Source organism: Acinetobacter sp. 778_lipA (genome assembly GCF_058242985.1).
Genome location: NZ_JBZAYT010000001.1, coordinates 1,770,203 through 1,795,077 on the forward strand (window position 1 = coordinate 1,770,203; position 24,875 = coordinate 1,795,077).

The 24,875-nt window shown below is 35.1% G+C and carries 25 protein-coding genes and 1 tRNA gene; 9 read left to right on the top strand and 17 right to left on the bottom strand.

Annotated elements, in window-relative coordinates; all coding sequences use genetic code 11:
• Positions 1-29: 29 nt before the first annotated feature.
• The 3 genes from AC4CUY_RS08280 (at position 30) to AC4CUY_RS08290 (ending at position 2,995) form a co-directional block, all read left to right on the top strand.
• Positions 30-710 (top strand): YoaK family protein, encoded by a 681-nt coding sequence (locus AC4CUY_RS08280; protein WP_004721072.1) that lies wholly within the window; start codon positions 30-32, stop codon positions 708-710.
• A 48-nt stretch (positions 711-758) separates the two neighbouring features.
• On the top strand, positions 759-1,469 hold the full coding sequence (locus AC4CUY_RS08285) for a YoaK family protein (protein WP_333665027.1): 711 nt from the start codon (positions 759-761) through the stop codon (positions 1,467-1,469).
• A 263-nt stretch (positions 1,470-1,732) separates the two neighbouring features.
• The gene (locus AC4CUY_RS08290; protein WP_490773968.1) at positions 1,733-2,995 is read left to right on the top strand and encodes a carbohydrate porin; all 1,263 of its coding nucleotides are present in this window, start codon (positions 1,733-1,735) and stop codon (positions 2,993-2,995) included.
• A 189-nt stretch (positions 2,996-3,184) separates the two neighbouring features.
• Here the strand turns inward: AC4CUY_RS08290 and cuyB are convergent, their stop codons facing one another.
• Genes cuyB through AC4CUY_RS08315 form a run of 5 tightly spaced genes read right to left on the bottom strand, consistent with a single transcriptional unit; the run spans position 3,185 to position 7,587 of the window.
• A complete protein-coding gene (gene cuyB, locus AC4CUY_RS08295) occupies positions 3,185-3,895 on the bottom strand; it encodes a cysteate racemase (RefSeq protein ID WP_004721068.1) in 711 nt (236 codons plus the stop codon).
• A gap of 1 nt (position 3,896) precedes the next feature.
• Entirely contained in the window at positions 3,897-4,919 is a 1,023-nt protein-coding gene (gene cuyA, locus AC4CUY_RS08300) for a D-cysteate sulfo-lyase (protein WP_490773969.1), read from the bottom strand.
• 17 nt (positions 4,920-4,936) lie between these two features.
• Positions 4,937-5,728, bottom strand: coding sequence for an ABC transporter ATP-binding protein (locus tag AC4CUY_RS08305; protein WP_336953085.1), 792 nt, complete (start codon positions 5,726-5,728; stop codon positions 4,937-4,939).
• The gene (locus tag AC4CUY_RS08310; RefSeq protein WP_056510591.1) at positions 5,728-6,507 is read right to left on the bottom strand and encodes an ABC transporter permease; all 780 of its coding nucleotides are present in this window, start codon (positions 6,505-6,507) and stop codon (positions 5,728-5,730) included. Before AC4CUY_RS08310 ends, AC4CUY_RS08305 begins: the two co-directional genes overlap by 1 nt.
• Positions 6,508-6,516: 9 nt before the next feature.
• Positions 6,517-7,587, bottom strand: coding sequence for a taurine ABC transporter substrate-binding protein (locus tag AC4CUY_RS08315; RefSeq protein WP_056510594.1), 1,071 nt, complete (start codon positions 7,585-7,587; stop codon positions 6,517-6,519).
• A 668-nt stretch (positions 7,588-8,255) separates the two neighbouring features.
• On the opposite strand from AC4CUY_RS08315, the gene AC4CUY_RS08320 reads away from it, so the two are divergent.
• The gene (locus AC4CUY_RS08320; protein ID WP_056510597.1) at positions 8,256-8,813 is read left to right on the top strand and encodes a TetR/AcrR family transcriptional regulator; all 558 of its coding nucleotides are present in this window, start codon (positions 8,256-8,258) and stop codon (positions 8,811-8,813) included.
• Positions 8,814-8,857: 44 nt separating this feature from the next.
• On the opposite strand, the gene AC4CUY_RS08325 is transcribed toward AC4CUY_RS08320, so the two are convergent.
• From AC4CUY_RS08325 to AC4CUY_RS08335, 3 genes are all read right to left on the bottom strand, one after another.
• Positions 8,858-10,057 carry a multidrug effflux MFS transporter gene (locus AC4CUY_RS08325; RefSeq protein WP_224965358.1) on the bottom strand — a complete coding sequence of 400 codons (1,200 nt, stop codon included), beginning with the start codon at positions 10,055-10,057 and terminating at the stop codon, positions 8,858-8,860.
• A gap of 608 nt (positions 10,058-10,665) precedes the next feature.
• Positions 10,666-11,382 (bottom strand): tRNA (guanosine(46)-N7)-methyltransferase TrmB, encoded by a 717-nt coding sequence (gene trmB / locus AC4CUY_RS08330; RefSeq protein ID WP_105712828.1) that lies wholly within the window; start codon positions 11,380-11,382, stop codon positions 10,666-10,668.
• Positions 11,383-11,521: 139 nt separating this feature from the next.
• Positions 11,522-12,445 carry a LysR family transcriptional regulator gene (locus tag AC4CUY_RS08335; protein ID WP_333665014.1) on the bottom strand — a complete coding sequence of 308 codons (924 nt, stop codon included), beginning with the start codon at positions 12,443-12,445 and terminating at the stop codon, positions 11,522-11,524.
• Between the two features lie 93 nt (positions 12,446-12,538).
• Here AC4CUY_RS08335 and AC4CUY_RS08340 point away from each other — a divergent pair, with 93 nt between their 5' ends.
• From AC4CUY_RS08340 to AC4CUY_RS08350, 3 genes are all read left to right on the top strand, one after another.
• Positions 12,539-12,961 carry a PACE efflux transporter gene (locus AC4CUY_RS08340; RefSeq protein ID WP_234623905.1) on the top strand — a complete coding sequence of 141 codons (423 nt, stop codon included), beginning with the start codon at positions 12,539-12,541 and terminating at the stop codon, positions 12,959-12,961.
• Positions 12,962-13,162: 201 nt separating this feature from the next.
• Positions 13,163-14,422 carry a putative DNA modification/repair radical SAM protein gene (locus AC4CUY_RS08345; protein ID WP_336953081.1) on the top strand — a complete coding sequence of 420 codons (1,260 nt, stop codon included), beginning with the start codon at positions 13,163-13,165 and terminating at the stop codon, positions 14,420-14,422.
• Complete coding sequence (locus AC4CUY_RS08350; protein ID WP_336953080.1) at positions 14,423-15,202, top strand: TIGR03915 family putative DNA repair protein; 780 nt, start codon at positions 14,423-14,425, stop codon at positions 15,200-15,202. It begins immediately after the preceding gene.
• Between the two features lie 290 nt (positions 15,203-15,492).
• Here AC4CUY_RS08350 and AC4CUY_RS08355 read toward each other — a convergent pair whose 3' ends face one another.
• The 3 genes from AC4CUY_RS08355 to dctA all read right to left on the bottom strand — a co-directional run bounded on the left by AC4CUY_RS08355 (position 15,493) and on the right by dctA (position 18,810).
• A complete protein-coding gene (locus tag AC4CUY_RS08355; protein WP_483769992.1) occupies positions 15,493-16,302 on the bottom strand; it encodes a siderophore-interacting protein in 810 nt (269 codons plus the stop codon).
• A gap of 152 nt (positions 16,303-16,454) precedes the next feature.
• A complete protein-coding gene (locus tag AC4CUY_RS08360; RefSeq protein ID WP_490773970.1) occupies positions 16,455-16,970 on the bottom strand; it encodes a GNAT family N-acetyltransferase in 516 nt (171 codons plus the stop codon).
• 556 nt (positions 16,971-17,526) lie between these two features.
• A complete protein-coding gene (dctA, locus tag AC4CUY_RS08365) occupies positions 17,527-18,810 on the bottom strand; it encodes a C4-dicarboxylate transporter DctA (RefSeq protein WP_336953076.1) in 1,284 nt (427 codons plus the stop codon).
• Between the two features lie 290 nt (positions 18,811-19,100).
• On the opposite strand from dctA, the gene AC4CUY_RS08370 reads away from it, so the two are divergent.
• Positions 19,101-19,640, top strand: a complete 540-nt coding sequence (locus AC4CUY_RS08370) for a type 1 glutamine amidotransferase domain-containing protein (protein WP_336953074.1) — start codon at positions 19,101-19,103, stop codon at positions 19,638-19,640.
• A gap of 46 nt (positions 19,641-19,686) precedes the next feature.
• Here the strand turns inward: AC4CUY_RS08370 and AC4CUY_RS08375 are convergent, their stop codons facing one another.
• From AC4CUY_RS08375 to AC4CUY_RS08385, 3 genes are all read right to left on the bottom strand, one after another.
• Entirely contained in the window at positions 19,687-19,959 is a 273-nt protein-coding gene (locus AC4CUY_RS08375) for a putative quinol monooxygenase (RefSeq protein ID WP_419327403.1), read from the bottom strand.
• A gap of 106 nt (positions 19,960-20,065) precedes the next feature.
• A tRNA-Ile gene (locus tag AC4CUY_RS08380) sits at positions 20,066-20,142 on the bottom strand.
• Between the two features lie 568 nt (positions 20,143-20,710).
• Positions 20,711-20,857: a hypothetical protein gene (locus AC4CUY_RS08385; protein WP_336953072.1), complete on the bottom strand. Its 147-nt coding sequence runs from the start codon at positions 20,855-20,857 to the stop codon at positions 20,711-20,713.
• A 319-nt stretch (positions 20,858-21,176) separates the two neighbouring features.
• Between AC4CUY_RS08385 and AC4CUY_RS08390 the strand changes: the two genes are divergently transcribed.
• Positions 21,177-21,344 carry a hypothetical protein gene (locus AC4CUY_RS08390; RefSeq protein ID WP_336953070.1) on the top strand — a complete coding sequence of 56 codons (168 nt, stop codon included), beginning with the start codon at positions 21,177-21,179 and terminating at the stop codon, positions 21,342-21,344.
• Between the two features lie 805 nt (positions 21,345-22,149).
• Here AC4CUY_RS08390 and AC4CUY_RS08395 read toward each other — a convergent pair.
• The 3 genes from AC4CUY_RS08395 to AC4CUY_RS08405 form a co-directional block, all read right to left on the bottom strand.
• Positions 22,150-22,383 (bottom strand): DUF2171 domain-containing protein, encoded by a 234-nt coding sequence (locus AC4CUY_RS08395; protein ID WP_419820511.1) that lies wholly within the window; start codon positions 22,381-22,383, stop codon positions 22,150-22,152.
• Between the two features lie 211 nt (positions 22,384-22,594).
• Entirely contained in the window at positions 22,595-23,701 is a 1,107-nt protein-coding gene (locus AC4CUY_RS08400) for an OmpW/AlkL family protein (protein ID WP_419820510.1), read from the bottom strand.
• 441 nt (positions 23,702-24,142) lie between these two features.
• Positions 24,143-24,571, bottom strand: coding sequence for an MAPEG family protein (locus AC4CUY_RS08405; protein WP_419359284.1), 429 nt, complete (start codon positions 24,569-24,571; stop codon positions 24,143-24,145).
• Positions 24,572-24,875 lie beyond the last annotated feature (304 nt).

Below are 24,875 nucleotides of genomic sequence, written 5' to 3' on the forward strand. Positions count from 1 at the left end.
GGTGATGCAATAACAGGAGAAAGGGGCAAATGATGCAATTCAGACTAAGTAAGTTATTGAGCTTCAATGCAGGCTATGTCGATACTGCAAGCTTTCTCGCATTGCATGGCTTATTTTCTGCCCACGTGACAGGTAATTTTGTAACATTAGGCGCGGCTTTAGTCTCCGAGAGTCAAACAGGTGCTTGGGCTAAATTGGCAGCACTACCGATGTTCTGTATTACAGTTTTATCGGTCAAATTGTTGGATCAAAAGTTTATCCGACATCAAAACAGTTCATATGCGTTTTTTCTAAAACTGATGTTTTTGCTTTTTAGTATAGTCGCCGTATGTTCCTACTTTTATTTGCCTTTTCCGAAATACGATACCATCATGAGTTTCACTGTAGGCATGTTGTTGGTGGCGGCTATGGCGATTCAAAACGCGATGCACCGTATCCATTGGACGAAAGAATCACCAACAACCGTGATGACGGGTGCTACAACACAATTGATGTTAAATATTGCTGAGCTTTTTTCCAAACCTTCTCAGGAAAAAAGACTGCAAATTCGACAGAGTATTGTTGCAATTTTTCCAACCATGTTGAGTTTTGCACTGGGATGCGCAGTTGCCGCAATCGTATATAAATTTGCACTACTGTGGTTATTTTTGCTTCCCCCAGTTTTATTGCTGATGATTTACATCAATCGGGATAACTATAAAAAAGCTTAGGTTTTGACAGGTCCTAATTCTAATTAATTATTGAATGACGAGTAGAACATGGAAAATATACAAACGACGCCGCCGAGTGGGTTTTGGAAAACATGTCGAGATCCTTTGTTATTGACAATTGTGGGTGGCGCAATTGATACCATTGGCTTTATCGCACTGTTTGGTTTTTTTACTGCGCATGTCACAGGAAACTTAGTCTTAGCTGGTGCTGCTTGGGTCAAAGGTGGGCCTGGGATTTGGATTAAGCTTGGGGCAATTCCCTTATTTATTCTGACTGTTGCCATCACCAAATATTGGATTGATCGTAGTGTACAAAAACATACCACCTTAAGTTATTTATTTTTGGGGGAAGCAATTTTTTTAATTGGGTTTATGCTTGCGGGTTTATATTTTGAACCGTTTAAAGATGCCAATAGTGTCACTGTCGCAATTACAGGTGGTTTAGGGCTGATCGCCTTAGCTATTCGTAACACTTCAAGTAAAACCTTAATTAAACATATTAGTCCGAGCACCATGATGACGGGAAATACAACACAGTTAGGTATAGATATTTCTAATTATTTAAGAGATCGGAACCATAGCAATATGCAAAAATTACAGCACAGTTTCAGCATTGTGGTGGGTTTTGTGATTGGCGCATTTTTAGGTGCTTTTTTATATGTGTATCTAGATTTCTGGAGTGTCGCTTTCTTTGTGGCACCCGTGTTGTATCTGTCTTATCTCGCAGCCCAGCAAAGATTTGTCCAACCAAGCCAGTGACTCAATGATGAATAAACGTCAATGAGTAATCATGCTTGATGGAGTTTTGTCATAATTATTGTGACCACGTAGGTGCTTAAAAATTCCCTAAAATATTTATTGGAACAATCGTCTTTTAGTTAAATCAAGCCTTGATTGATTTAACTCGCATTCATCATTCACATTTTTGAGAAATCCAAAAATTAAACCATGTTTTGTCGAATAGCAAAACCAGCATCTGTCATTTATTTAAATTATGGACTTTGCAAAATTAAGGTAAACCTATGTCAAATTTGATTAAATTTACAATTTCTCTTGTTTCATTGCTCAGTATACAGTTACATGCTGCTCAATACAGCTTAGACAAAAATAGCCCTTATTTGTTTGGTGATTGGCAGGGGATGCTGACTGAACTTTTAAAGCAAGGCATTAAATTAGATGCAAACTTGATTGTAGACAGCGCTTATTTAGTTGATGGTGGCTACAATCCGGGGAGTGATCCTAAATATGCCAGTCAATTTTTAATTGGTTCAACTTTAGATTTAGAAAAGCTGGCAAATTGGGAAGGGATGACATTAAGAGCAACAATCACAGCAAGACAAGGACAAAGTTTATCTTCAGAAGATATTTCTGATCCATCCGCACCACAGCTTGCCAATGTTCAAGCAAATTATGGTCGTGGCAACAGTAAAAGTCGATTGACCGAGTTTTCTTTGGAGAAAAACTTTAAAGAACAGGGGCTCAGTATTAAATTAGGGCGTTTGGGAATGGGTACAGATTTCAATGTGATGTCTTGTGAATTTCAAAATAATTCATTTTGTGCTGCGCAAATGGGAAAATGGCAAAGCGGAATTTGGTATAACTCTCCAATTTCTCAATGGGGTGTTCGTTTAAAATATCAATTTCACCCAGAACTCGCCTTACAAATCGGTGTTTATGAATATAACCCTCAAAATGCTTTAGAACGGCATGGCTGGAATCTGAGTACCCATCAAGCTGATGGTATCACTATTCCCATAGAGATGATCTGGCGACCGAAATCATTGATCAATGCATTAGCAGGAACTTATCGTGTAGGGGCTATGTATAACACTGCAGATGAAACTAAAAATCAAAAGGATATACGGACGGGGCAGCAACAAAATCATACCTATGGCGCTTGGTTTAATTTTGACCAGCAACTTACTTCAGTTGGTGTAGGAAAGCAGGGCTTACACAGTTTTGCAAATTTTACATTCCATAGCCGTACCACCAACAAGGTGGATCAGTCTCAACAGATCGGTCTAAAGTATTATGGGGTGATAACCAGCCGAGCTGAGGATAATTTGGGTTTTGCGCTTAATCGTATTCATATCAATAATCGTTTTGCAGATGATAAGAAACAATTTAATGCTGATGCCGAATATAATATTGAATTAAATTATAGTTATTATCCAACAAAATGGCTGATGTTACGTCCAAGCCTGCAATATATTGTTCATCCTAGTGCAACACATGATATCAACAATGCTTGGGTCTTGGCATTGGGGACAAAGCTTAACTTTTAGAATCAAGAATAGTTAATTAAATTTTATCAATGCATACTGATGTTACGAACACTAGGTATTTATCTATATTGATTATAGATGGGTTTATATACTGCTTGATCCATGCTTATGCCATATAATATAAGGCAATAAAAAGCCGAAAATAATTCAAAGTATTCTCTTAAATAGAAAATGAAGACTGATTTATTTTTAGTAAAACCACCTTACACAAGCATCTGCTAAAAGTTGCGTAGTATCGAAGCTTACATTTAAAATTGGAGATTGAATGGCGTGTAAGCCCAAGGGAATTTCTGTACAGGCTAAAATAATTGAACCTGCACCTACATCTATAAGCCGTTGACTGAGTTCTTGAAAAATGATACCTGCTTTTTCTGATTCATTCCGTTTTACAGCATAAACTGCAGGCATAAATTTTTTTTCAATTTCTTCTTCAGAATTCATTACATAAGGGATGTTATATTTACTTAATTCACGTTGATATAACTCGGTAGAAAGGGCGCCTTTGGTTGCTAAAATTCCAACTTTATCACCATATTTATAATGATCCAAAATCTGTTGTACAGTAATTTCAATCATATTTAAGATTTCAATATTGGTCTGTTGTTGTAAGTCAGCATGCCAAAAATGTGCGGTGTTACATGGAATTGCCACTTTAGCAACACCACTACGTTCTAAAATTTTTAAACCATGTAACATGGCTTTGAAAGGACTTTCACCTAAGTTTTTAAGTGCAAGTTGTCGGTCAGGAATTCCACCATGATTCCAAACAATAGTTGGAATATGTTCCTGATCTTTAGTTGCAGGGCTTGCATCGAGCAGGCGCTGTTGAAAATCAACTGCAGCACCTGGCCCCATGCCACCTAGGATTCCGAGCGTAGGAAATTCTGAAAAATCAATCATTTTACAAGCGGTATGCGTCTTTGTGAGAGAATGCTTTACGGTACCCAAATAAGCCTACAGCACCACCAGTATGCAGAAAGATCACTTTATCGTTTTTAGTGAAATAACCTTGGCGAATTAGGCCTACTAAACCTGCAAAACCTTTACCTGAGTAAACTGGGTCAAGCAAAATACCTTCAGTTCTGGCAAGGAGTTCAACAGCTTCAACCATGCTGTCTGTTGGGATACCGTAACCATCGCCAACATAGTCACTATTTGCCACAACTTTTTCACGTGCGATAAGATCAGCACTCAAACCAAGATGTTCTAAAGTTGAGCGAGTAAGTTTATAGACGTTTTCTTCTTGTTTAGATTTTTCAGCACGAACGCTGATACCTAACACAGGTAAGTTAGAATTTGTTGCAACAATACCCGCTAAAAGACCTGCTTGAGTTCCAGTACTCCCTGTTGCATGTACAAGATGAGTTGGGGCAAGTTGGATCTGGTTGAGTTGGTTAATTAATTCAATTGCAGTAGATACATAACCTAAAGCACCAATAGCGTTTGAGCCTCCACCTGGAATAATATAAGGGCGTTCACCTTGTGCTTCTAATTCTTTTGCTTTTGCTTCTAAAGCAGCAGCCATGTCTGTACCGCTAGGAACAACTTCAATTGATATGGCACCTAAAATTTCGTCCAGCAATAAGTTCCCATTGTTGTAATATTCATCTGCAGCATCACTGACGCGTTGTTCAAGTAAAACAGATGCTTTTAAGCCGAATTTATTTGCTGCAGCAATGGTTTGACGAACATGGTTAGATTGAGTTGCACCTTGAGTAATCACATGTGTTGCGCCTTTTGCAATTGCATCGCCTATTAGAAATTCTAATTTACGGGTTTTATTTCCACCAGTAGCAAGACCTGTTGCATCATCGCGTTTGATATAAATTTCAGGACCGTTTAATGCTTTGGTTAAGTTAGGTAAAAACTCAAGAGGAGTAGGTGCATGAACAAGTTTAACGCGGGGTAAATGACTTAATAACATAAAAGTGTCCTGTAGATTTAGTGTATGTAATCAATCATGCGGTTAACTTCTTTGCGCATAATTTCTAAAATATGTTTTTTGGCTTCAATGAATTCTGGCTGTGGAGCAATATTTTCAATCGTACGTGTATGGGGTAAATTGACTTGAATATCTTCTGCAATACGCCCAGGATGTCCTGCCATTAAGATAATGCGATCTGCTAAAAGTAAAGATTCGTCTATATCATGAGTGACAAATAAAACGGTCGTTTTGTTATCTTGCCAAAGCTTAGTTAATGTTTCCTGCATCAAAATACGTGTTTGAGCATCCAAAGCACCAAAGGGTTCATCCATGAGTAAAATTTTTGGTTTCATGACCCAAGCACGGGCAAGTGCAACACGTTGTTTCATCCCCCCTGAAATTTGCCAAACGCGATGATTTTCAAATTTTTTTAAACCTGTTTTTTCTAAGTAATATTCAGTTTGTTCGGTAATGTATTTAGGCTCTCCCTTTAATTGCTTAAGGGGAAAATAAATATTTTCTTTCACTGTAAGCCAAGGGAATAATTGTGCTTGTTGGAATACAACAGCTCGATCAATGCCTGGTGCTGAAATAGGTTGACCATCTACATAAATGTTACCAGAGCTAGGTTTTTCAAAACCTGCAAGTAAGTTCAAAATAGTTGATTTACCGCAGCCAGATGGACCAAGTAAACAAACGAACTGACCCTCAGAAATTTCTAAGTTAATGTCTTTTAGAACCGTATTTTCAGATTTGTTTTGCTTGAATGTTTTTTGAAGATTATTTAGCTGAATAAATGTTTGAGTCATTATACTTTTCCTGTCCAAGGTGCCCATTTTTGCTGTGCTTTTACAATGAGCCAATCTAAAATAAAGCCAATTGTTCCAAGTAAAATAATACCGACAATCACAACATCAGTACGTAAGTATGAGCCCGCGTTAATGATCATCCATCCTAAACCTGACGTTGCAGCAACCATCTCAGCCGCAATTAATGAGGTCCAACCAATACCAATCGATAAGCGAATCGTGGTGAAAATTTCAGGAAGTGAAGAGGGTAAAATGACACGAAATAAGATTGATGCTTTTCCTAGTCCCATTGTTTGTGCAGCTTGAATTAAACCCTGTGGAACGTTTTGGCTTGCTGCAGTTGCGCCAACAATTACACTAAGTAAAGTAGCAATAAAGATTAGGAAAAATTTTGATGCCTCACCAATCCCCAACCACACAACAACTAATGGGATTAAAGCAATTTTAGGAATAGGGCGTAAAAATTGTACGAATGGATCTAAAATGGCATTGAGTACAGGACTACGGCCCATTAATAACCCCAAAGGAACACCAATAATAATGGCAATGAAAAATGCAAAAAATGCACGTGCCGTACTCACTAAAATGTGTTGATAAAATGGAGCATCTCGATAACCGTTTTGAAATAAATCTAAAACTGTATCTACTATTTGTAAGGGGGATGGCAATAAAATGGGTGACACAAGTTTAAAGGTACACACAAGCTGCCAAATAACAACAAAAGTGATTAGTGATAATGCACTAATTACTTTTGCTTTAAACGGGTTCAACTGACTCATTCTATAACCTTATTTAGTTGCTTCGATAAGGTATTTACTGTCGATATTGGGCGCATAACTTTTTGGAACATCAGACTGTTTTAGCTCGCCGATACCGACTAAAAATTTAGCAATATCTTGAGTTGCTTTTGCCAAGCCTGAGTTTTCATCGTTTGATGTTGTACCTAGGTACTTTTCAGATGCTTGATCTTTCAAAGGAATGTAATCAATACCTGCCAATGTAGTTTCAACTTGCTCGTATGGAAGGTTTAAGTATTTAGAAATTTTTTCAGAAGCTAATTTCGGATCTTTTTTATATTCATCAACTTGTTCTTGGTATGCTTTTAAAAACTTAATCACAAGATCGGGGTGTTTTTCTGCAAACTCTTTGCGGACAGCGAAGTTGTTATAAACCAAAATGCCTTGTTCATTTAGTGTCGTTGTACGATAAATCTCTTTGCCACCTTGTTTTTCTAATTGTTGTGTAAATGGGCCCCAAACATAGGCAGCATCAATATCGCCACGAGTCCATGCAGAAACAATTTCAGCAGGTTTAAGTGGTAATAATTTGATTTTTGATTTATCAATTTTATTTAATGTAAGTGCTTGTTCTAATGCATATTGTGCAGTTGAGTTTGCAGGGAAAGCAACTTTTTTACCCACTAAGTCTTGTAGAGTTTTAATTTCAGGTCGAACAATCAAACGCTCTGCACTTGAAATTAGACCCTCTAAGCCAATGACTTCAATGGGTAATCCGCGAGTGATCCCTGCAACAGCAGGACTTGAACCAAAACGGGCGATATCAATTTCATTGGCAGCAAAGTAATTAATCACATCTGCTCCCGATGCAAATTCAACCCACTTAATTTTGGTGCCTAAAGCTTTTTCAAAATCTCCGTCGGCTTTACCTAGGACCCAGACACGGGGACCACCACCCCAAGCAAAACGGACCTCTTGTGGTTGTTCTGCTGTTTGTGACGCTTCAGCTTTGGGTTCATTGTTTTGTGGCGATTTATTTCCACAACCAACTAAAAGTGTAAAACTGAGAATACCGAGGGACAAAGCCAAATTTTTAAAATGAAAACCTGTTGTATTCAACATTTTTCTTTCCAGTGTTTTTGAAATTTCTCCGATCTTAATGAGAATTTTAAATTAATAAAAATATGAAAAAATGGAATAGTTATATATAAAATAGATGTTATCTTTATGAATAAAAAAGAAATATTTATAGTTTTTAAAAGTAAAGATTATACCTTGTAGTCAAATTTTTAAGATGATGTGCTTTTAAAGCATAGGTAGAAATTTGATTATAAAATCATTTATTTAAATAATTGATGATCACATTCTGATTACTTCAAGTAAAAAATATCAAAAATACACATGCTGGTTTTCGTATTGATAAGTACTTTCGGACCAAGCCTATAAGTTTAATTAAAAAGGGTGATTAAAATGAGAATGATCAATTAACAAACAAACTAAAATTTGGTTTGATTAACATTCATTTAACTTATCTAACTAGGTATATGAATTTTAAACCATTATTAGATTAGGAGGTAATGAACATGTGCTTGATCAAAATTGTGGAATATTAAAGCCAATCAGTTACGCACAAAAAATGTATAAGTAATTAGCCTCTCCATTAAAAATATATTATTGAATATATCTTTAGTGATGGCTTTATAAAATGAAGTCAGGTGACTTTAGCTTAAATTCTTCTTTAATGATGATAATTTTAATATAATAGGCAAAATTTTTGTTAGGTTTCATTTGTGACAGCACAAAAAATTCAAAGTATTGCATTGCAGCGATTCGCAAAACAAGGCTTTACTGCAACATCAATGAATGAAATAGCCGAAGACGTTGGCATTAAAAAACCCTCTATTTATGCACATTTCAAAAATAAAGATGATTTATATTTGAGTCTAATTCCGATTATGATTAATCATGAACTGACTTATGCAAAAAATACATTAACTGGTGGAGAAAATTTTCATCAACAACTTTGTGCGTATTTCTGCAGCATAGGTGAACGATTTGATGCTTCATATGATGTACAATTTTGGATGAATGCGCTCATTAACCCACCACAGCATATTTATGATCAAGTGATTGATCCGATGCATATATTTATGGATGATTTGGAGAATATCTTTAAAAACGTATTCCCTGAAAATATAGAAAACAAGAAGTTTGATTCAACAACTTTGGCTCGACTGTGCATGTGTTTTGTAGATGCTTTGCAAAGTGAGCTCATTTATGGTGGTAAAGATAAATATAAAAAAAGATTAGATGCGATCTTAAAAGCACTTGAGGTGTTAATCGGTTAAAAGGTGCTAAATATCTAATATTAGATATTTAGCACTATCTATTTTTAAGCATTTTTATGAGCAATTGTATTTAATATAATCATACAAAAAGCACATATAAGTAAAGTTACAGGAAGGACGAGGATATTTTCTGTTGCAAGACTGGCAATAAAACCAATAACTGCTCCGAAACTATATTGAAGTAAGCCAATTAAAGCTGAAGCGATTCCTGCTAAGTGATGTTGTACCTGTTGCATGGTCAGTGCTGTAAGATTACCAAATAAAAGCCCTGTAGAACTAATAACCACAGTCAGTAATAGGGTGTAAGCCCATAAACTTGGTGTATACAGTAACGTTACTAGGCTAAGCATAAGTGTAAAAAACATTAAAATAATAGAGCCTAGCTTTAAAACTTGGTAAGCAGACCATCCTCTATTCAATAACCAAATTGAAAGCTGACCAAAGATGATGAAACACAGTGCATTGAGTGCAAAGAGATAACTATAATGTTCAGGGCTGACTGAGTAATGTTGAATAAAAATATAGGGTGAATTGCTAATGTAGAAGAAGAACCCACCGAGTAGAAAGCCTCCAGCAAGGGTAAAACTGAAATAGCTTTTATTTCTACATAGAAGATAGTAATTTTTGAAAATATTTTTTAGATTTAAGGGTTGTCTATTCGAAAGAGCTAATGTTTCTGGAACAGATATACTACTCCACACCAATAACATAAAAGATAGTAAGGCTAATGTATAAAAAATAATATGCCATGTGCCGTAGTTCAAAAGTTGACTTCCAACCAAAGGGGCAATGATTGGAATGACCATCATGACTTGCATTAACACAGAAAAATGGCGAGCTGCATCTTGCTCATTACAAATATCGCTAATAATTGCTCTAGGTGTGACCAGACCAGATGCAGCACCAATGGCTTGAAGAAAGCGTGCGAACAATAATAGTTCAAGTGAAGTTGCGACTGCTGCGAGCAGAGAACCCAAAATAAAAATAATTAAACCAATTAATAATGGAATTCTTCGACCAAAACGATCAAGAAATGGTCCATATAAGCCTTGGCCAACAGCTAAACCTACTAAAAAAATTGATAATGTTTGTTGGATTTGACTGGTAGATACCTGTAATGAGGTCGCTATCACTGGAAATGCGGGCACATAAATATCAATTGCTAAGGCATCTAAAGCAGTTAATAGTGAGAGTAATATGATAAATGAAGTACTCATTTTGTGAGTCTGTAAGTGACCTTGCATAAATTTCACCCAAGTTTGTATAATTAAAACTACCTAACGGTAGGTAGTTTATTTTTGTTTGTTTTTAAAATCAACCAAAATACGATTTTTAATGGAGTTAAAGAGCAGGGCGCCAAAGGTAGCTTTATATGTATAAAAAGAATCCTTACTGAATAATCTTTTAAAATGAACCAACTATCGTCATTAAATTACAACATATAAAATAATAGTCACGCTGAGTGAATGCTGAAAGTATTAGTCAAAGAGCTTGATGTAAAATTACATGCAAGTAGAGAATGTTGTTTTAGAACCGGTTTCAATTTGTAGTCGTTCAGACTTTGATCTGACAATTATCAATATTTGTTTGAATATCAAAAAATGACCATTATTTAATTGACCTTTAGCCCTGATTTGTTCTCTTGATTCTTATCCGGCTGAATTTTGCGCTGAGTAGATACTATGGCTCGTATGAGGTCTTATATTTATGTTTTGATTGTTTGAATTAATTATTTTTAGAACAAGAATTAACTCGAATAATTACCTAAATTTAGATGTAAAAATAGGGTTAAATAATTAATATTTAACCCTATAATATTTAATTGTAGACTCAGTCTAGTTTTCTTAGATCATTAATTTATTTTCTTAAAAATAAAGTCATTAATCTTATGGCCTGCCTCAATACCACGACGTTCAAACTTGGTTTGTGGACGCCAGTCCGGACGAGGATAGCTATTGCCTTTGCCTGCTAAGTTTTCTAAACGAGGGCGATTGTCTAAAACATCAAGCATCCATTCAGCGTACGGTTCCCAGTCTGTTGCAGCATGGAATGTACCACCGATTTCAAGTTTTTCTTCAACCAATGGCATACGATCATGAGAAACAAAACGGCGTTTAAAATGTCGTTTTTTCTGCCAAGGATCAGGGAAATAAAGTTGAACCGTATTGATACTATTGTCAGGCATTTCTCGTAAAACTTGAATTGCATCTGCATCTAAAACACGTAGGTTTTTAACTTCCGCCATTCCTGCTTCATAAACACATTGCGCAATACCAGGTACATGCACTTCGATTCCAACAAAATTACGTTCAGGATTGGCTTTTGCCATCAGGACCAATGAGCGGCCCATACCAAAACCAATTTCTACCGTAAGTGGGCGTTCAGGATGTTCAAAGTGTTGACGTAAATCGCCGACAGGGTATTCCAAAATTAAATCACGATGTTGTTCAAGCGCAGTACGTTGTGAAGTATTGAGCGGTGACGATCTACGCATAAATGTCACAATTTCACGGTGTTCTTGCAAATTGTCTAATTCTACAATTTGTGCTTCAATTTGATCGTTTGACATGATTTAGGTAATACTAGAAATCTAAAAGGCGTATTGTAAGTGCTGAGCTTCGCAAGTCAAATTTTTTATAGAATTTCATTCAATTCTAATAAATTCACAATGAAAACTGGATAAAATAAAATCACTATCGAGCGCTGAGTCAGAGAGTATTGCTGTTACTCAAAGAGTCGTTATGTTCATTTAGACTTTGTCTAATTAACTCGATTAATTCGCGCGATGCTTTAGGTAGTGCTTTATCTTTTAACCAAATCAGATAAATCGGAACAGAAAGTTGATTGTAGGTATTTTTAAAATCAATTTGGATTAAACGCCCAGCATCAATATGTGACTTAACCAATGAATATGGAAAATTTCCCCATCCTAAGCCGATCTCAACCATATCAATCGCCGTTTGTAGATCATTGGTTCGCCAGTAAGATGCAGCAATTACCGATCTCAAATCTGCAATATCAAGCGCACTACTCGCGACAACAATTTGCCGAACATTAACCAAATCCTCGATATAAATAGGATGAACTGCTTGATTCATCAAGGCATGATTTGCAGATATCGTTGCAACAACAACCTCCATGCTGACCAACTGCAAATGTTCTTGCATTTTGATATGTTGCCCTGAACCCGCTAAACAAATTGTGATTTGTTCTGAATACAGTAAATGCAAAATATCATCTTGTGGTGCAGTAATAATTTCGATATTGAGCAGCGGATATTTTAATGCAAGTTTATCAATAGATTGTAAAAGTTTCTGATTGTTTACATCCGATACAACACCTATTTTTAAAGTACTCTCCAAACCTAAGGACAGTTCATAAGCATGCTTACTCAATTGTTTTAATTGTTCTGAGATGATTCTTGCTTGTGGGGCTAAGGCAAGTGCTGAAGCTGTTGGAATCACTTTGCGGGGTGTTCTTTCAAACAGCTGTAAGCCTAATTCTGCTTCGATATTTGCGATGCCCATACTGACGGCTGATGGTACTCGATTTAAGGCACGAGCCGCAGCAGAAAAAGAGCCTGTATCCAGTACTTTTACAAATAATTCTATATTTTCGCTGGTGAAATTCATAATTGGTATCAGTCAAACTGAAAGCTATTGTCTTTATCTATTATTATAACTGAAATTAAAATAGCTTTTTTGAAAATCTGTTTGGGTAAGTTTATGCAAGGTCTTAAACGTAGAGTAATTTATGTAAGTACCTATGAAATCATTGGATTAGGTATTTCTTCTTTAGGGCTGGCACTACTTTCGGGTACACAATTAACCCATACGGGGCCTTTGGCTTTCCTGATTACCACGATTGCTGTGAGCTGGAACTTTATTTATAACTTAATTTTTGAAGCATGGGAAAAACGCCAAACTTTACGTCAACGTACAGTAAAACGCCGTGTAGCTCATGCGATTGGATTTCAATTAACCTTAGTGGTTTTTCTTATTCCATTGATTGCATGGTGGATGAATATTAGTTTTCTAGATGCATTTTTATTAGATGCGGCTTTAATTGTTATCATTCCAATTTATACCTTTATTTTTAATTGGTCTTTTGATCGATTATTTGGTGTTCCACTTTCAGCTCAAGCTTAAAAATGTAGTTGTTTCTGCTTAAGTTATTTGGCCATTCAATTGAATGGGCAAATAACTCAGGTTTTTTCTAGCCCAATAATTTCTATTTAACGCTTTAAATTTATACGACAGCTGGTGTCGCAACAATAAAGAAATAGCCATTGCTGAACGCTCATAATTTATATAATCACTAGAGTTCATTCGGAAAATTAGGTGTGAGTGATGACAGAGCGTATTAGAGAAAAACTGCAAATTTTAGCAGATGCTGCGAAGTATGATGTGTCATGTTCATCCAGTGGCAGTAACCGTAAAAACAAAGACAGTGGGCTAGGCAATACGGGAGCTGGAATTTGCCATAGTTATACCGAAGATGGTCGATGTGTGTCGCTGCTTAAAATCTTATTTTCCAATGTGTGTATTTTTGATTGCTCATATTGTGTTTCTCGCCGTTCTAACGATGTCAAACGAGCTGCTTTTACGGTACAAGAAGTTGTTGATTTAACCATTAATTTTTATAGAAGAAATTATATCGAAGGGCTGTTTCTCAGCTCAGGAATTTTTAAGTCAGCAGACTATACCATGGAGCGCATGCTACAAGTCGTTAAAAAGCTACGATTAGAAGAAAACTTTAATGGCTATATTCATTTGAAAACAATTCCAGGTGCTTCACAGGAGATTATCCATGAGGCTGGGCTTTATGTAGATCGGATGAGTATCAATTTAGAAATGCCTACTGCTGAAGGTCTTAAAAAGTTTGCCCCTGAAAAAACCCATGATGAAGTGCAAAAAGATTTGGGTATTATTCGCGATCGCTTGATTCAATTTAAAGATGAAAGAAAGATTATAAAAACTGTGCCGAAGTTTGTCCCAGCAGGGCAAACAACTCAAATGGTGGTGGGCGCACATAATGAAACGGATCAGGATATTATCTTAATGGCTGATCGTCACTACAAAGAATTTAAACTAAAACGGGTATATTTTTCGGGCTATATTCCGATTAATGATGAAGAAAAAGCATTGCCTTCGGTGGGTTCAGCACCGCCATTGCTGCGTGAAAATAGATTGTATCAATCTGATTGGTTAATGCGATTTTATGGCTTTGAAGCGACTGAAATTGTTAATGCACAGCATCCAAATTTAGACTTAGATATCGACCCCAAACTAAGTTGGGCGCTACGTCATCCTGAACAATTTCCTATCGATATCAATCAAGCTGATTATCGAATGATCTTAAGAGTCCCAGGAATTGGGGTGCGTTCAGCTAAAAAAATTGTTCAAGCACGTCGCTTTGGTAAAATTCATATTGATCAAATCAAAAAATTGGGTATTGCTTATAATAGGGCAATGCATTTTATTCGTTGTGCAGATACCCCGCCATTTTTAAAAGATCAATTACCCAGCCAAATTCGCCAGAAAATATTACAAACAGGGCATTCAAAATATACTCAACAACTTTCACCCCAGTTGGATTTATTATTCTAAATGGCTAAATATATTTTTGATGGGACCATGACCGGGATTTTGTGTTGTGTATTTCGTGCATTTCAATTCAAAGAGTTTGATGTCTTTGTCTCAAGTGAAAACAACACTCAATCGGCTTTATTTGATGAAACGATTTTTGTTGAATCTAATGACGACCAAGCCAATAGAGTTTGGCAAGGCCTAAAGTTAAAAGTTTCAGCAAGTGGTTTACGTAATTTTTACTATACTTTTTTATCTGAACAGGAAGATGCTTTTCAACATCTGTTTAATTTTAGTGTTTATGCATTCTTCGCTCAAAAAGCGATTGACCGTGATTATGGTCATCCAGATGTTTTGGCACTGTCAAAGTGGGCCAAACAAGTGGGAAGAGAAAAGCACCGTATGGAAGCTTTTGTTCGCTTTAAAAAATGTAAAGATGAATTATTTTTAAGCTTGGTTAAGCCAGATTTCAATGTTTTGCCTTTGATCGAAAAGCATTTTAAATCCAGATATCAAGACCAGCGCTGGCTTATTTATGATGAAAAACGAAATTTTGGTATCTACTATGATTTAAAACAGGTTCACCATGTCAATATGAATGTCTTAGACATTGATCAAAATATTCGTCAAGGCTCTAGTCAGGAGTTTAGTGTTGAATTAGATCATCAAGAGGTTCTATATGATCAGCTTTGGAAAGATTATTTTAACAGTGTAAATATTTCAGCGCGGAAAAACATTAAACTGCATATTCAATATGTACCAAAGCGATATTGGCGTTATATGAATGAGAAAACGATTTAAATGTTTTTAAATCAACAATATGAACTGTATTGTGGCCTAGATAATACGAGTTTGGTCTCGATGTTTTACTGGCTTTCTCCATTACATTCATGAAGGAATTTGAAATTTCTTTAGTTTTTAGAGACATGACCAGATTCTCTAATTATTCTATATTTCAAAGACTCGTGTTCTTTTCAATTGAGTTTTTTCGGAATTAAAAACCTTATAAATACTAGTTTATAAGGTTTTAGAAGTTTTACCTGAAATAATACCAATTATATATTGAGATTGATCATTTATTCACTTTGAGCTTAATCATCTATCACTTTAGACTGTCGCTCATTATCTGCTTTCCCAATCTGCCAATAAGAACAAGCATAACAATCTTCTTTGCCCCAATCACTTTGCTTTCTTAAGATGTTACGACATGCGCGAACAGCTTGTAGTTCAGCGGTAATATGTGCAAAACGGCTTGCTGGTAGATTAATAAATTCAGGATGGCGTAGCAACTCGTCAGCCAATAAACTTTGCTGAAGCGGCTGCGGATTGAACAGCCATATTTGCTCTAAATTAGCTTGTGTATGCAGTTCGATTTGATCTTCTACAGTTGCCACTTCGGCAATGACATATACTTTGGCATCAACTGTTAATTTCTCTAAGATCGCTTGAGTGACTGCAAGCCCAGTCCCATCAGTAATAATGAGATAATGATTCAGTCCTGTAGGGATTGAATTTTTAGCGGCAGTAGACATGGTTATACCAATTTGATCCCCTGGTTGGGCACGATCTGCCCAGTGACAAGCCACCGTATCTGTACCATGCATTGCAAACTCGATGGTTAGGGTTTTATTGACTAAATCAATATCGCGATGGGTATAAGTCCGAATTTCTGGCATCATCTCAGGATTATTGACGATCCATTTACGCTGATCAAAATCAAAATCGGGAATTTCTATTGTGGTTTGATCATGCCTTGGAATAAAAATTTTATTGTTATCACCAATACAGGTGTGTTTGAATTTCTCTACATCTGCACAGTCAAAAATAATACGGATATAGTTTGGACCTAGATATATTTTCTCTTTCACTTGAATAAAAGTGCGATGTGCATTCAGCGCCATGATTTATTCCATATAAATAACAATAATTCTCATTATCGTATCGGCTTTTACTTGAAAATGCCACCATTACCGCGAGAGTTGACTATAAAACTGCAAAGATGCTCGGCATCCTGCATCAATAAATCATAAACAATTCAAGCTATCCATTGGTATTATTGAGTATGAGGAGGAATAGCATAACTTAAAGAATCATATTTAGGTTTCTTTTTATACTCAGAAATAATCCCACCTAAAGATTCCGCGATATGGCGACTGGCATAATTTTCGACAGCTACAGGATAAATAAAATTTTTAAAACTCAAGTTAACAGAAGCCCAATGAACCATGCTTGTTACCGCATCTTTACCAAATCCTGACTTATGTCGATCTTCTCGAATCCAAATGCCTAATTCAGGTGTTTCCGTTTGTATTTGATGCAGTCCTGCCAGGCCAAGAAACTCATGATTAACAATGTGTCTGACAACGAAAATTAACTCATTCCCATCTTTAATATTCTCTAGCCATTTATGCCAGATCTCATCAAACTCTTGACGGCTTTGCGGTGGATCCCAAGTCATATATCGTGTCAAGGTGGGAGTAATATACTGAAATACCTCATCAGCATCTAAAGGTGTAAATGGTTTTAAAACAACTTGAGAAAAATGAATCTCTATATTATTCCAGTTCAATAGAACCTCGAAAATTGTGAATTAGGGTTAATTTATCGCATAGAAGACAAAAGGTACATGGTTAAAATCAGGATAGGTTTAAGCTAAAAACGATCTTAAATTGAAGTCATCAATAGGGATATCGATCCTAGTTTTCTGACTTTATTCTGAATATCGAGTTTCAATTTAATCCTTGTACGCATGGCAATCAGAATTTTTATTGATTTACTTTAATCACTAATCCTCGGAGTAAAAGGTTTAGTGCAGCTCTTCCAGACTTGAGTCCTTTATTATGGTTTTCACCATCAGCCCAAATAATGCGAATGATTCATTTCCTTATGTTTTCTGGAATGGTCTTTGATTGAGGACTTTAATTTAAGGAAATGCATGATTCATCATAAGCCATTTCAGTGACTCAATGCTGAAATGGCTTATGATGAAATATGTGTGCTTAAGATAGCGTTAAAGGATTTTATCTAAAGCGTATTGTGTTGCTAATAGTGCGTTGGTTATGTAGTGCATTGGTTTTGCTACAGAATAAAACTCTAATTTTTCCCCACTATGTGTTAATTGCGTTTTAATTTCCCAATTCATTTTTTGCCCAGTTCGGATCATCTAACATTTGATGTACACGTTTCTTATCAACATCATTTTCCCATACACCAATCACTAAAGTTGCGACACAATTACCAATCAAGTTGCTTACTGCTCTTAAAATACCAATCAGCCAATCCACTGAAAGGATCAATACCAAGCCAATCGCCGGGATAACAGGAAAGCTGGATAAAGTCGCAGCAAGTACAACGATCGCTGATGCAGGAATGCCATGTGCTCCTTTTGAGGTAAATAAGGTGATTAAAAGAATCATGATGAGGTCTGAAATTGTGAGGTGAACCCCTGTCGCTTGCGCGATAAATACAACAGCAAGGGTGAGATAAATTGAAAAGCCATCTAAGTTAAAAGAGTAACCCGACGGAATGACTAGGCTTACAGTGGAGTCTTTTATCCCTAATTTTTTTAGTTTATACATCACTTGCGGTAATACCGAATCAGAAGATGATGTGCCACATACAATGGTGATTTCCTCTCTAAAATAGCGAATGAGCTTAAAAATATTGAAACCTAAGAGTCTTAATACCAGACCAAGTATGACGATCACAAAGAAAATCACAGTTGCATAATAAATTAAGACCAAATAGCCCAAATTAAGTAAAGTTTCTATTCCAAATTTTGCCACGGTAAAAGAAATTGCACCAAAAACGCCTATAGGGGCCAGTTTGATGATGATGGACATGATTTTAAAAATAACTTGAGATATTTTGTCAATAAAAGAGGCGACAGGATCACTGACATCTTTAGACAGCATAGATAATGCAACGCCAAATAAAATTGAAAAGACAACCACTTGCAGAATATCATTCCCTGTGAATGCACCTACCGCAGTCTGAGGAATCATATTTAAAAAGAAATCAGATACACCTGTAACTGCATGGATATTTTCATTGTACTTGGTCATTTGGGACGCATCTAAAGTCGAAATATCCACGTGCATTCCATGTCCAGGTTTAAATATGTAGGCTGCGGCTAATCCTAAAATTAAAGCGATAGTGGTCATGATTTCAAAATAAATCAGCGTTTTTATTCCCACTTTCCCAGCTTTTTTTAAGTCTCCTGCACCATAAATTCCTAAAACAATGACGCAGAATATAAGCGGTGCAATCAGCATTTTGACAAGTTTGACAAAGCCATTACCAAGCACTTGAAAATTGATCGCAATATCAGGCAAAAAGTAACCAAATAAACAACCAATCACCAATGCAATCATTACTTGTAAAAATAAAGAGCGTTTAATAAGCTTCATTGAGGAGATTCATAAATAAAAGGTCACTTGAAAAAGCAATAGTTATGCCATTTTTGAATGAATAATTTTTGGTTTTTGCTGTGGTTTTTGTTATTGCGATATTTGATCTTTTGATACATAGACTGCTTAATGCGGTTTTCGATTATTTATAGATTAAAAAAAATAAAAAGGATATATAACAAGCCTTAAAACAATATCCTAAAACATTTAACAATAAGAAGCTAAAACTTGTACATGTACAATCGCATTTTTTGTTAGCTTGAAATATACCGTATTGTTGGAGTAAGAAAATGACTAAAAAAGTACTATTCATCACTTCCAATTCTGGCGTTGAGCATGATGAGCTTAAAAAACCTTTGGACTTTTTGACGAGCAAAGGCATAGAAAGCATACACGCTGCAATTGAATTAAACGATGTACGAACCGTTGTTCATGATGATGAAAAATCGGTGTCATATAGTCCGCATGCGATTTTGGAAAAAGTAGATCCAAGTGATTATGATTTGCTGGTTATTCCAGGGGGAACGGTCAATGCCGATCAATTGAGAATTGATGAGAATGCTAAGAAAATCATTCAATCCTTTACTGACCATAAGAAACCGATTGCTGCCATATGTCATGGACCATGGGCTTTAATCAATGCAGAAAGAATTAAAGAGAAAAATTTGACTTCATATAAAAGTATTCGTATCGATCTAGAGAATGCAGGTGCAAACTGGATAGATGAAGAAGTTCATCGTTGTAATACTGGTGGATGGGTACTCATTACATCGCGTAGTCCAGATGATATTCCTGCCTTTAATGAGGCGATATTAAAAGAGTTGGAATAAGTGAATAGAGCAGGCTAAGCAAAGTTTAAACTTTTGAGATAGCCCTTTAATCGAGGGTTATTTCATATAATCTTTGAATATTTTGGGTTTTAATTCCCCACACAGAACCTGATATTCTACGTTGATGTTTTTCAAAACTTTGTCGATTCTCAAAAACTTCATGAACATCCCAAATTAAGGGATTTGGAGTTTGTTTGACCTCAAAAGAAACGCAACCTTCTTCTTGTCTGGTTAATTTGATATGTTCTGGAAGAAACTTAATTATAATATTTAATTCTTGTTCAGAAACACAGATCAACTGACCACTTAGCTTAACCATCACATTCTCATTGATAAAATCTAACAAATTGTTTTATGTAGTAGTAAGGTTAGTTTATATATTAAAAAACCACTTAGGATTAATGCACCTAAGTGGTTGTCTTATTTGGTGGGCCCGCCCAGACTTGAACTGGGGACCAACGGATTATGAGTCCGCTGCTCTAACCAACTGAGCTACAGGCCCTTTATCAAGTGAATTGATTAATTATCAACTACTTGGAACGTCAGCAATACTATCTAAGATTTTAGAGTTTATCAAGTTTTTTTTACAATTAGACTGTAGAGAATAGCTTGATATAGTATTTAGCATTGCGACAGCTAGTGATTCTATATAGGTCAACACCAAGAGTAAAGCTGACAAAGACATTTATTGATCAATCGGAGCCTAGTTATACGATTTATCGAGTCAATGAGTTGATTGGCTTTGTTGTAGGTGTGAATACCAACTATAAAACTTATAAATATCGAGAGGAAAAGTCTACAGTTGCTACAGCAAACGAAGCTTTTATAAATTACTCCAATTTAAAGTTTCTTAAATCAAAATCAATCATGGGTTATACATTCAAAAATAGAACGTTTTAAAAAGTGTGGTATTGAAATTGTGATTAGCATCTTAATTAAAGATTTTTTATTTTAATAGTATTTCAATTAATTCACTATTAGAAAAGCAAGGAAACACCTTGCTTTTCTTAGTTTAATTTAAGCACTTCTAAAATGCTAAGCTTATAAAAATAGCTAAAAATTACGCTAACTTAGCCTTGCCAACTCGCAAGCATATAGATCGCAATCGCAAGCAAAAATAGACCCACCAAGAGTAAAATATATTTAGGGATCCTACGCTTTTCTTGTGCTTTTTCTGACCTTTCTTGAGCGGTTGATGGGTTGTTATCATGTTGCATATTAACCTCTAAGATTTATCAAGTGATTAATTTATATGGTGGACTAATCTCAGTACTACTGTGTGAATAAATGTTGTTAAAAAGTGAGCAGTGTGGATTGAATGAAATTTTAAGTATTGAATGAAATGATACTTTAAAATAAGGGCTAGTTATTTTAAAAATAAAAAACATAGTGTTAATTGATATTCTATATTGATTAAAAATAAATAAGCACGACTTAAATTCACAAGTACTTACAACACTAAACAGCGAATAAAATAATCCATGCTATAAAAACTATGTTTATATCTATTATTTATCGTTATATGGAGAAGTGATTATGCCTGTAGGAGATAAATCTGCATATACTGCAAAGCAGAAAAGACAAGCCCAACATATTTATGAAAGTGAGAAAAAACAAGGTCGTTCGGATGAAGATGCGGAACGTATTGCTTGGGCGACCGTAAATAAGCAGGATGGAGGTGGGAGAAAATCCCGCCACTCTTAACTGCTTAAATCCACTTCGGTGGATTTTTTTATTTGTTAGATAAACTGCTAACTTTGAAAAATTAAATAATAGAGTTATAAAGATGTTTTTTAAAACTTATATAGGATTATTTATGGGTATTTTTTTAAATATTAAGCCGTTAGTCATTATCAATTGCTACTCATAATTTCTAGAATGGAAAATATATCAAAATGTAAACAGGGCAAATATTAAGTATAATTGACTTAGACAGATGTAAAAGTAAATACTTAGACCTGCATGCGGATCTAAATACAATGATTGAAGAAGATTCTAAGTCAGAAATATAGCTGCTTGTTATTAGTTTAAAATTAATACGGATCACTTGAAAATTAGTTTCTATCTCCTATAACAAGCTAAAAAATGATAATGATATGTATTCTTGATTATGTTTAAAGGAAAAAGCTTCGATAATTTTTTAAAATTTAGCTTCTTTATGTTTATGGTTTTAACCTTTTGTGCGCTCGGCATGGCGATCTATCAGAAATTCACAGGTCAAGTAGATAAAATTGTTTTAGGTTCAGCTCTAAACTTTATGTTTTTTGCATTTTTGCAAAATATCAATAGGAAATTCAATACTTGGAGAACCGGTTTGACCTTATCAATGAAGATGAAAGACAGCGCCAATTGAGATTGGATGAGGACACGAAAGTCTTAAAAATAAGGTTTAATCAAATATAAAACGCTCGATGAAATTCATTGAGCGTTTTATATCAAATAAGTGTCAATCTACTGTACAATGAAACACATATAAAATTGAATATAACTCAGTTGTAATCGGCCAAATCTATACTTCTAGCCAAGCGTCTTTAACCTCTTGAGAATCTTTAGTTAAGATAACTTTTTCGCCTTTTATCTCACCAACCCAAGATGTTGGTATAAGATGATGATGTCCATCTCCATGTTTGGTTAGCTTGATTTGCTCTGCACCAACAAGGTGATCTACCTCACCAACTTTGGTTCCACAAGACGCAATAACATCGGCATGATTCTTAATACTTTCAACATTGATAGAAGTCATTTGATACTTTCCTATTGAAATATGATTTGAATATTTACCTTATATGAAATATTTGGGTGAGTCTTGGTCTGAAATGAAAAGGCTACAAGACAGTCAAAATAATTACTTAATGAATTAAATTTTATACATGGTAATTTTTGAAATTAATTATAAATGAAGCCATTACAGTATTTTAAGTTGCTGTAATGGCTTCAAGTTCTAACAGATAGGCTTAGAAACGATAACCTACACCAAGGTAAGTGATCAGTGGATCGATCTCAATTTTAGTTTTAGCCTGAATAAGCTTGGCATTGTTATTGGTATTAAGGACAGTAATGGTTGCCGTATTGTCTAACTTCGCATAAGAAATAGAGGCAGTTGCAAACCAGTTTTGTTTAAAGTCATAGGTAAAACCAGCTGTAACAATGGGCGCAATGGTATCAGTAGCATCTACTTTAACTTTCATATTGCCGCTCGATGGTTTTCCCTCCAAAGAAGCCCCAGCTTTACCATCATGAATATTTTGAATCATATGTCCAGCACGTATCAAATCATTTTCAATTCCTGAATTGATTTCGATATCGTTGAAGTAGGCATACATTAAACCAGCACCTACAAATGGTCTGAACTTATTGATACCAGATTTACCAAAATAGTACTGTGCTTGTATTGCAGGCGTCCAAGCTCTAGCAGATGCGGCAGTGTCATAACTATCCAAATCTGTAATTAAAAGATTGTTTTTTAAATATAAATCGCCCACTAGGCCCTGAAGTGGTTGTGAAGTCGCTGAAAAAGGTGCATAGACAGTTCCTTTACCTTTTAAGTCAACTTTTGGGGGAATCCCAGCAATCAATTGAACGGCAACATTGTCTGTGACATTATAAGTAAACATCATACCTAGCGTGTCTACATCTTCAACTTCCAAACCAGCATCTGCTGACCAGTGGGCAATTCCATCGATTTCAGCAATTCCTGTTAATTGGTCTATTAAGGTTGGATCTTCTGCCATGATTACATCTAGCAGGTCATCAAATAAATAGCGTCCTTCTTCATTACTGGGTGCATTGAGTAAGCTAATTAGGTTGGGGTCCATCGCATCAATGCGAGATTGATCAACATTATCTAAAATGGTTTTCCCTGAAATTACACCTACGGAAGCTTTAGTACCATCACCTACAGAAGTATTGATTCTAAAAGGTTGTGCTTTCCCCATTGATGACATATGCAACCAACCTGAAGAAACCGAGAAGCGTTTAAAATCTTCAGCTTGGCTGATTCCCGCAATACAAAATAGTGAGGTTGTAACTATGACTTTTTGAAAGATCTTTTTTGTTTTCACTTGAATTCATCCTTTTTAAATACAATCACTGTCTTCTTGACAAATGAGACTATTAAAATTACATAAAACAACCAATAAGTAGAGTAAAAACTCTAATTTAGAAATAGCATTAAGACTTAAAAGCTAATAAATAATGGTTGAAAAGTATTATAAAAAACATAAAATCATAGAGTTGTTTAAAAACAATGTATTTGTAGGTATATTTTTTATATAAATAAAGTATTACAAAATAGTGACATAGTTTTACTTTTTGATAAATTTACTTTACTCTTAATTATATTAAAAAAATTACAGGATAAATTAGAAAATCTAAATTTAATTATTATTCATGAAATCTTTTTAATTAATTGTCGATATAAATTTTATTATTTTTCAAGATCTAAAATACAACTTAAACTAAAATAGAAAATGATAAATAAATGCCTATTGATTTGCATTTATTTAAAATCCAATACATCTCATCACGATTTTAATTGCCAAAAGAATGAGGCAGATTATTCCAACAGCATAAGAAATACTGCGCCATGGTTGAATTGCACTGAGATAGGTGACTGTATGTGTGAATCTTGCAATCGTAAAAATACAAAATACCCAGACAATAAAATCACTGTTTAGGTTTAATGCAATACAAAGCGCTCCAAGCACCCAAAACACGGGAATATTTTCTAAATCATTTGCCCAAGCTTGACTCGCTCTAACTACCAGCGGCAAGTCTTCTGGCCTAACTTTTACACTGACAAAATTAGCGTCTTCGGTATTTTTAAACGCTTTATTCTTAATACGGTGAAATCCTTGATAACAAGAGATTGCAAGCATTTTAAGAAAAAGTAAGATTACACAAAATGCATAGATATGCAGTAAATTATTCATAGGTACTCATTTATTGGTATGCTTAAGATGTATTTAAATAAGTATATCTATTTAAGGTGACTTGTAATTCTTTTAGAGTAAAATATTTTTACGTGGTTTAAGATTCCCATCTTCATCAATATTGCTTAGATGATTGCGGTATAAGATGATACATTTAAATTTGTGAATATCGAGCATGATTAATAAGGAATTATTTTTATCGCTTTTCTAAATAAATTTAAATGCTTTTCACCTGTAAATCAAAATAAAAAATAAGGCAATTATGCGAAAAAGGAGCATAAAAATTTTGCAATTATTTTACCTG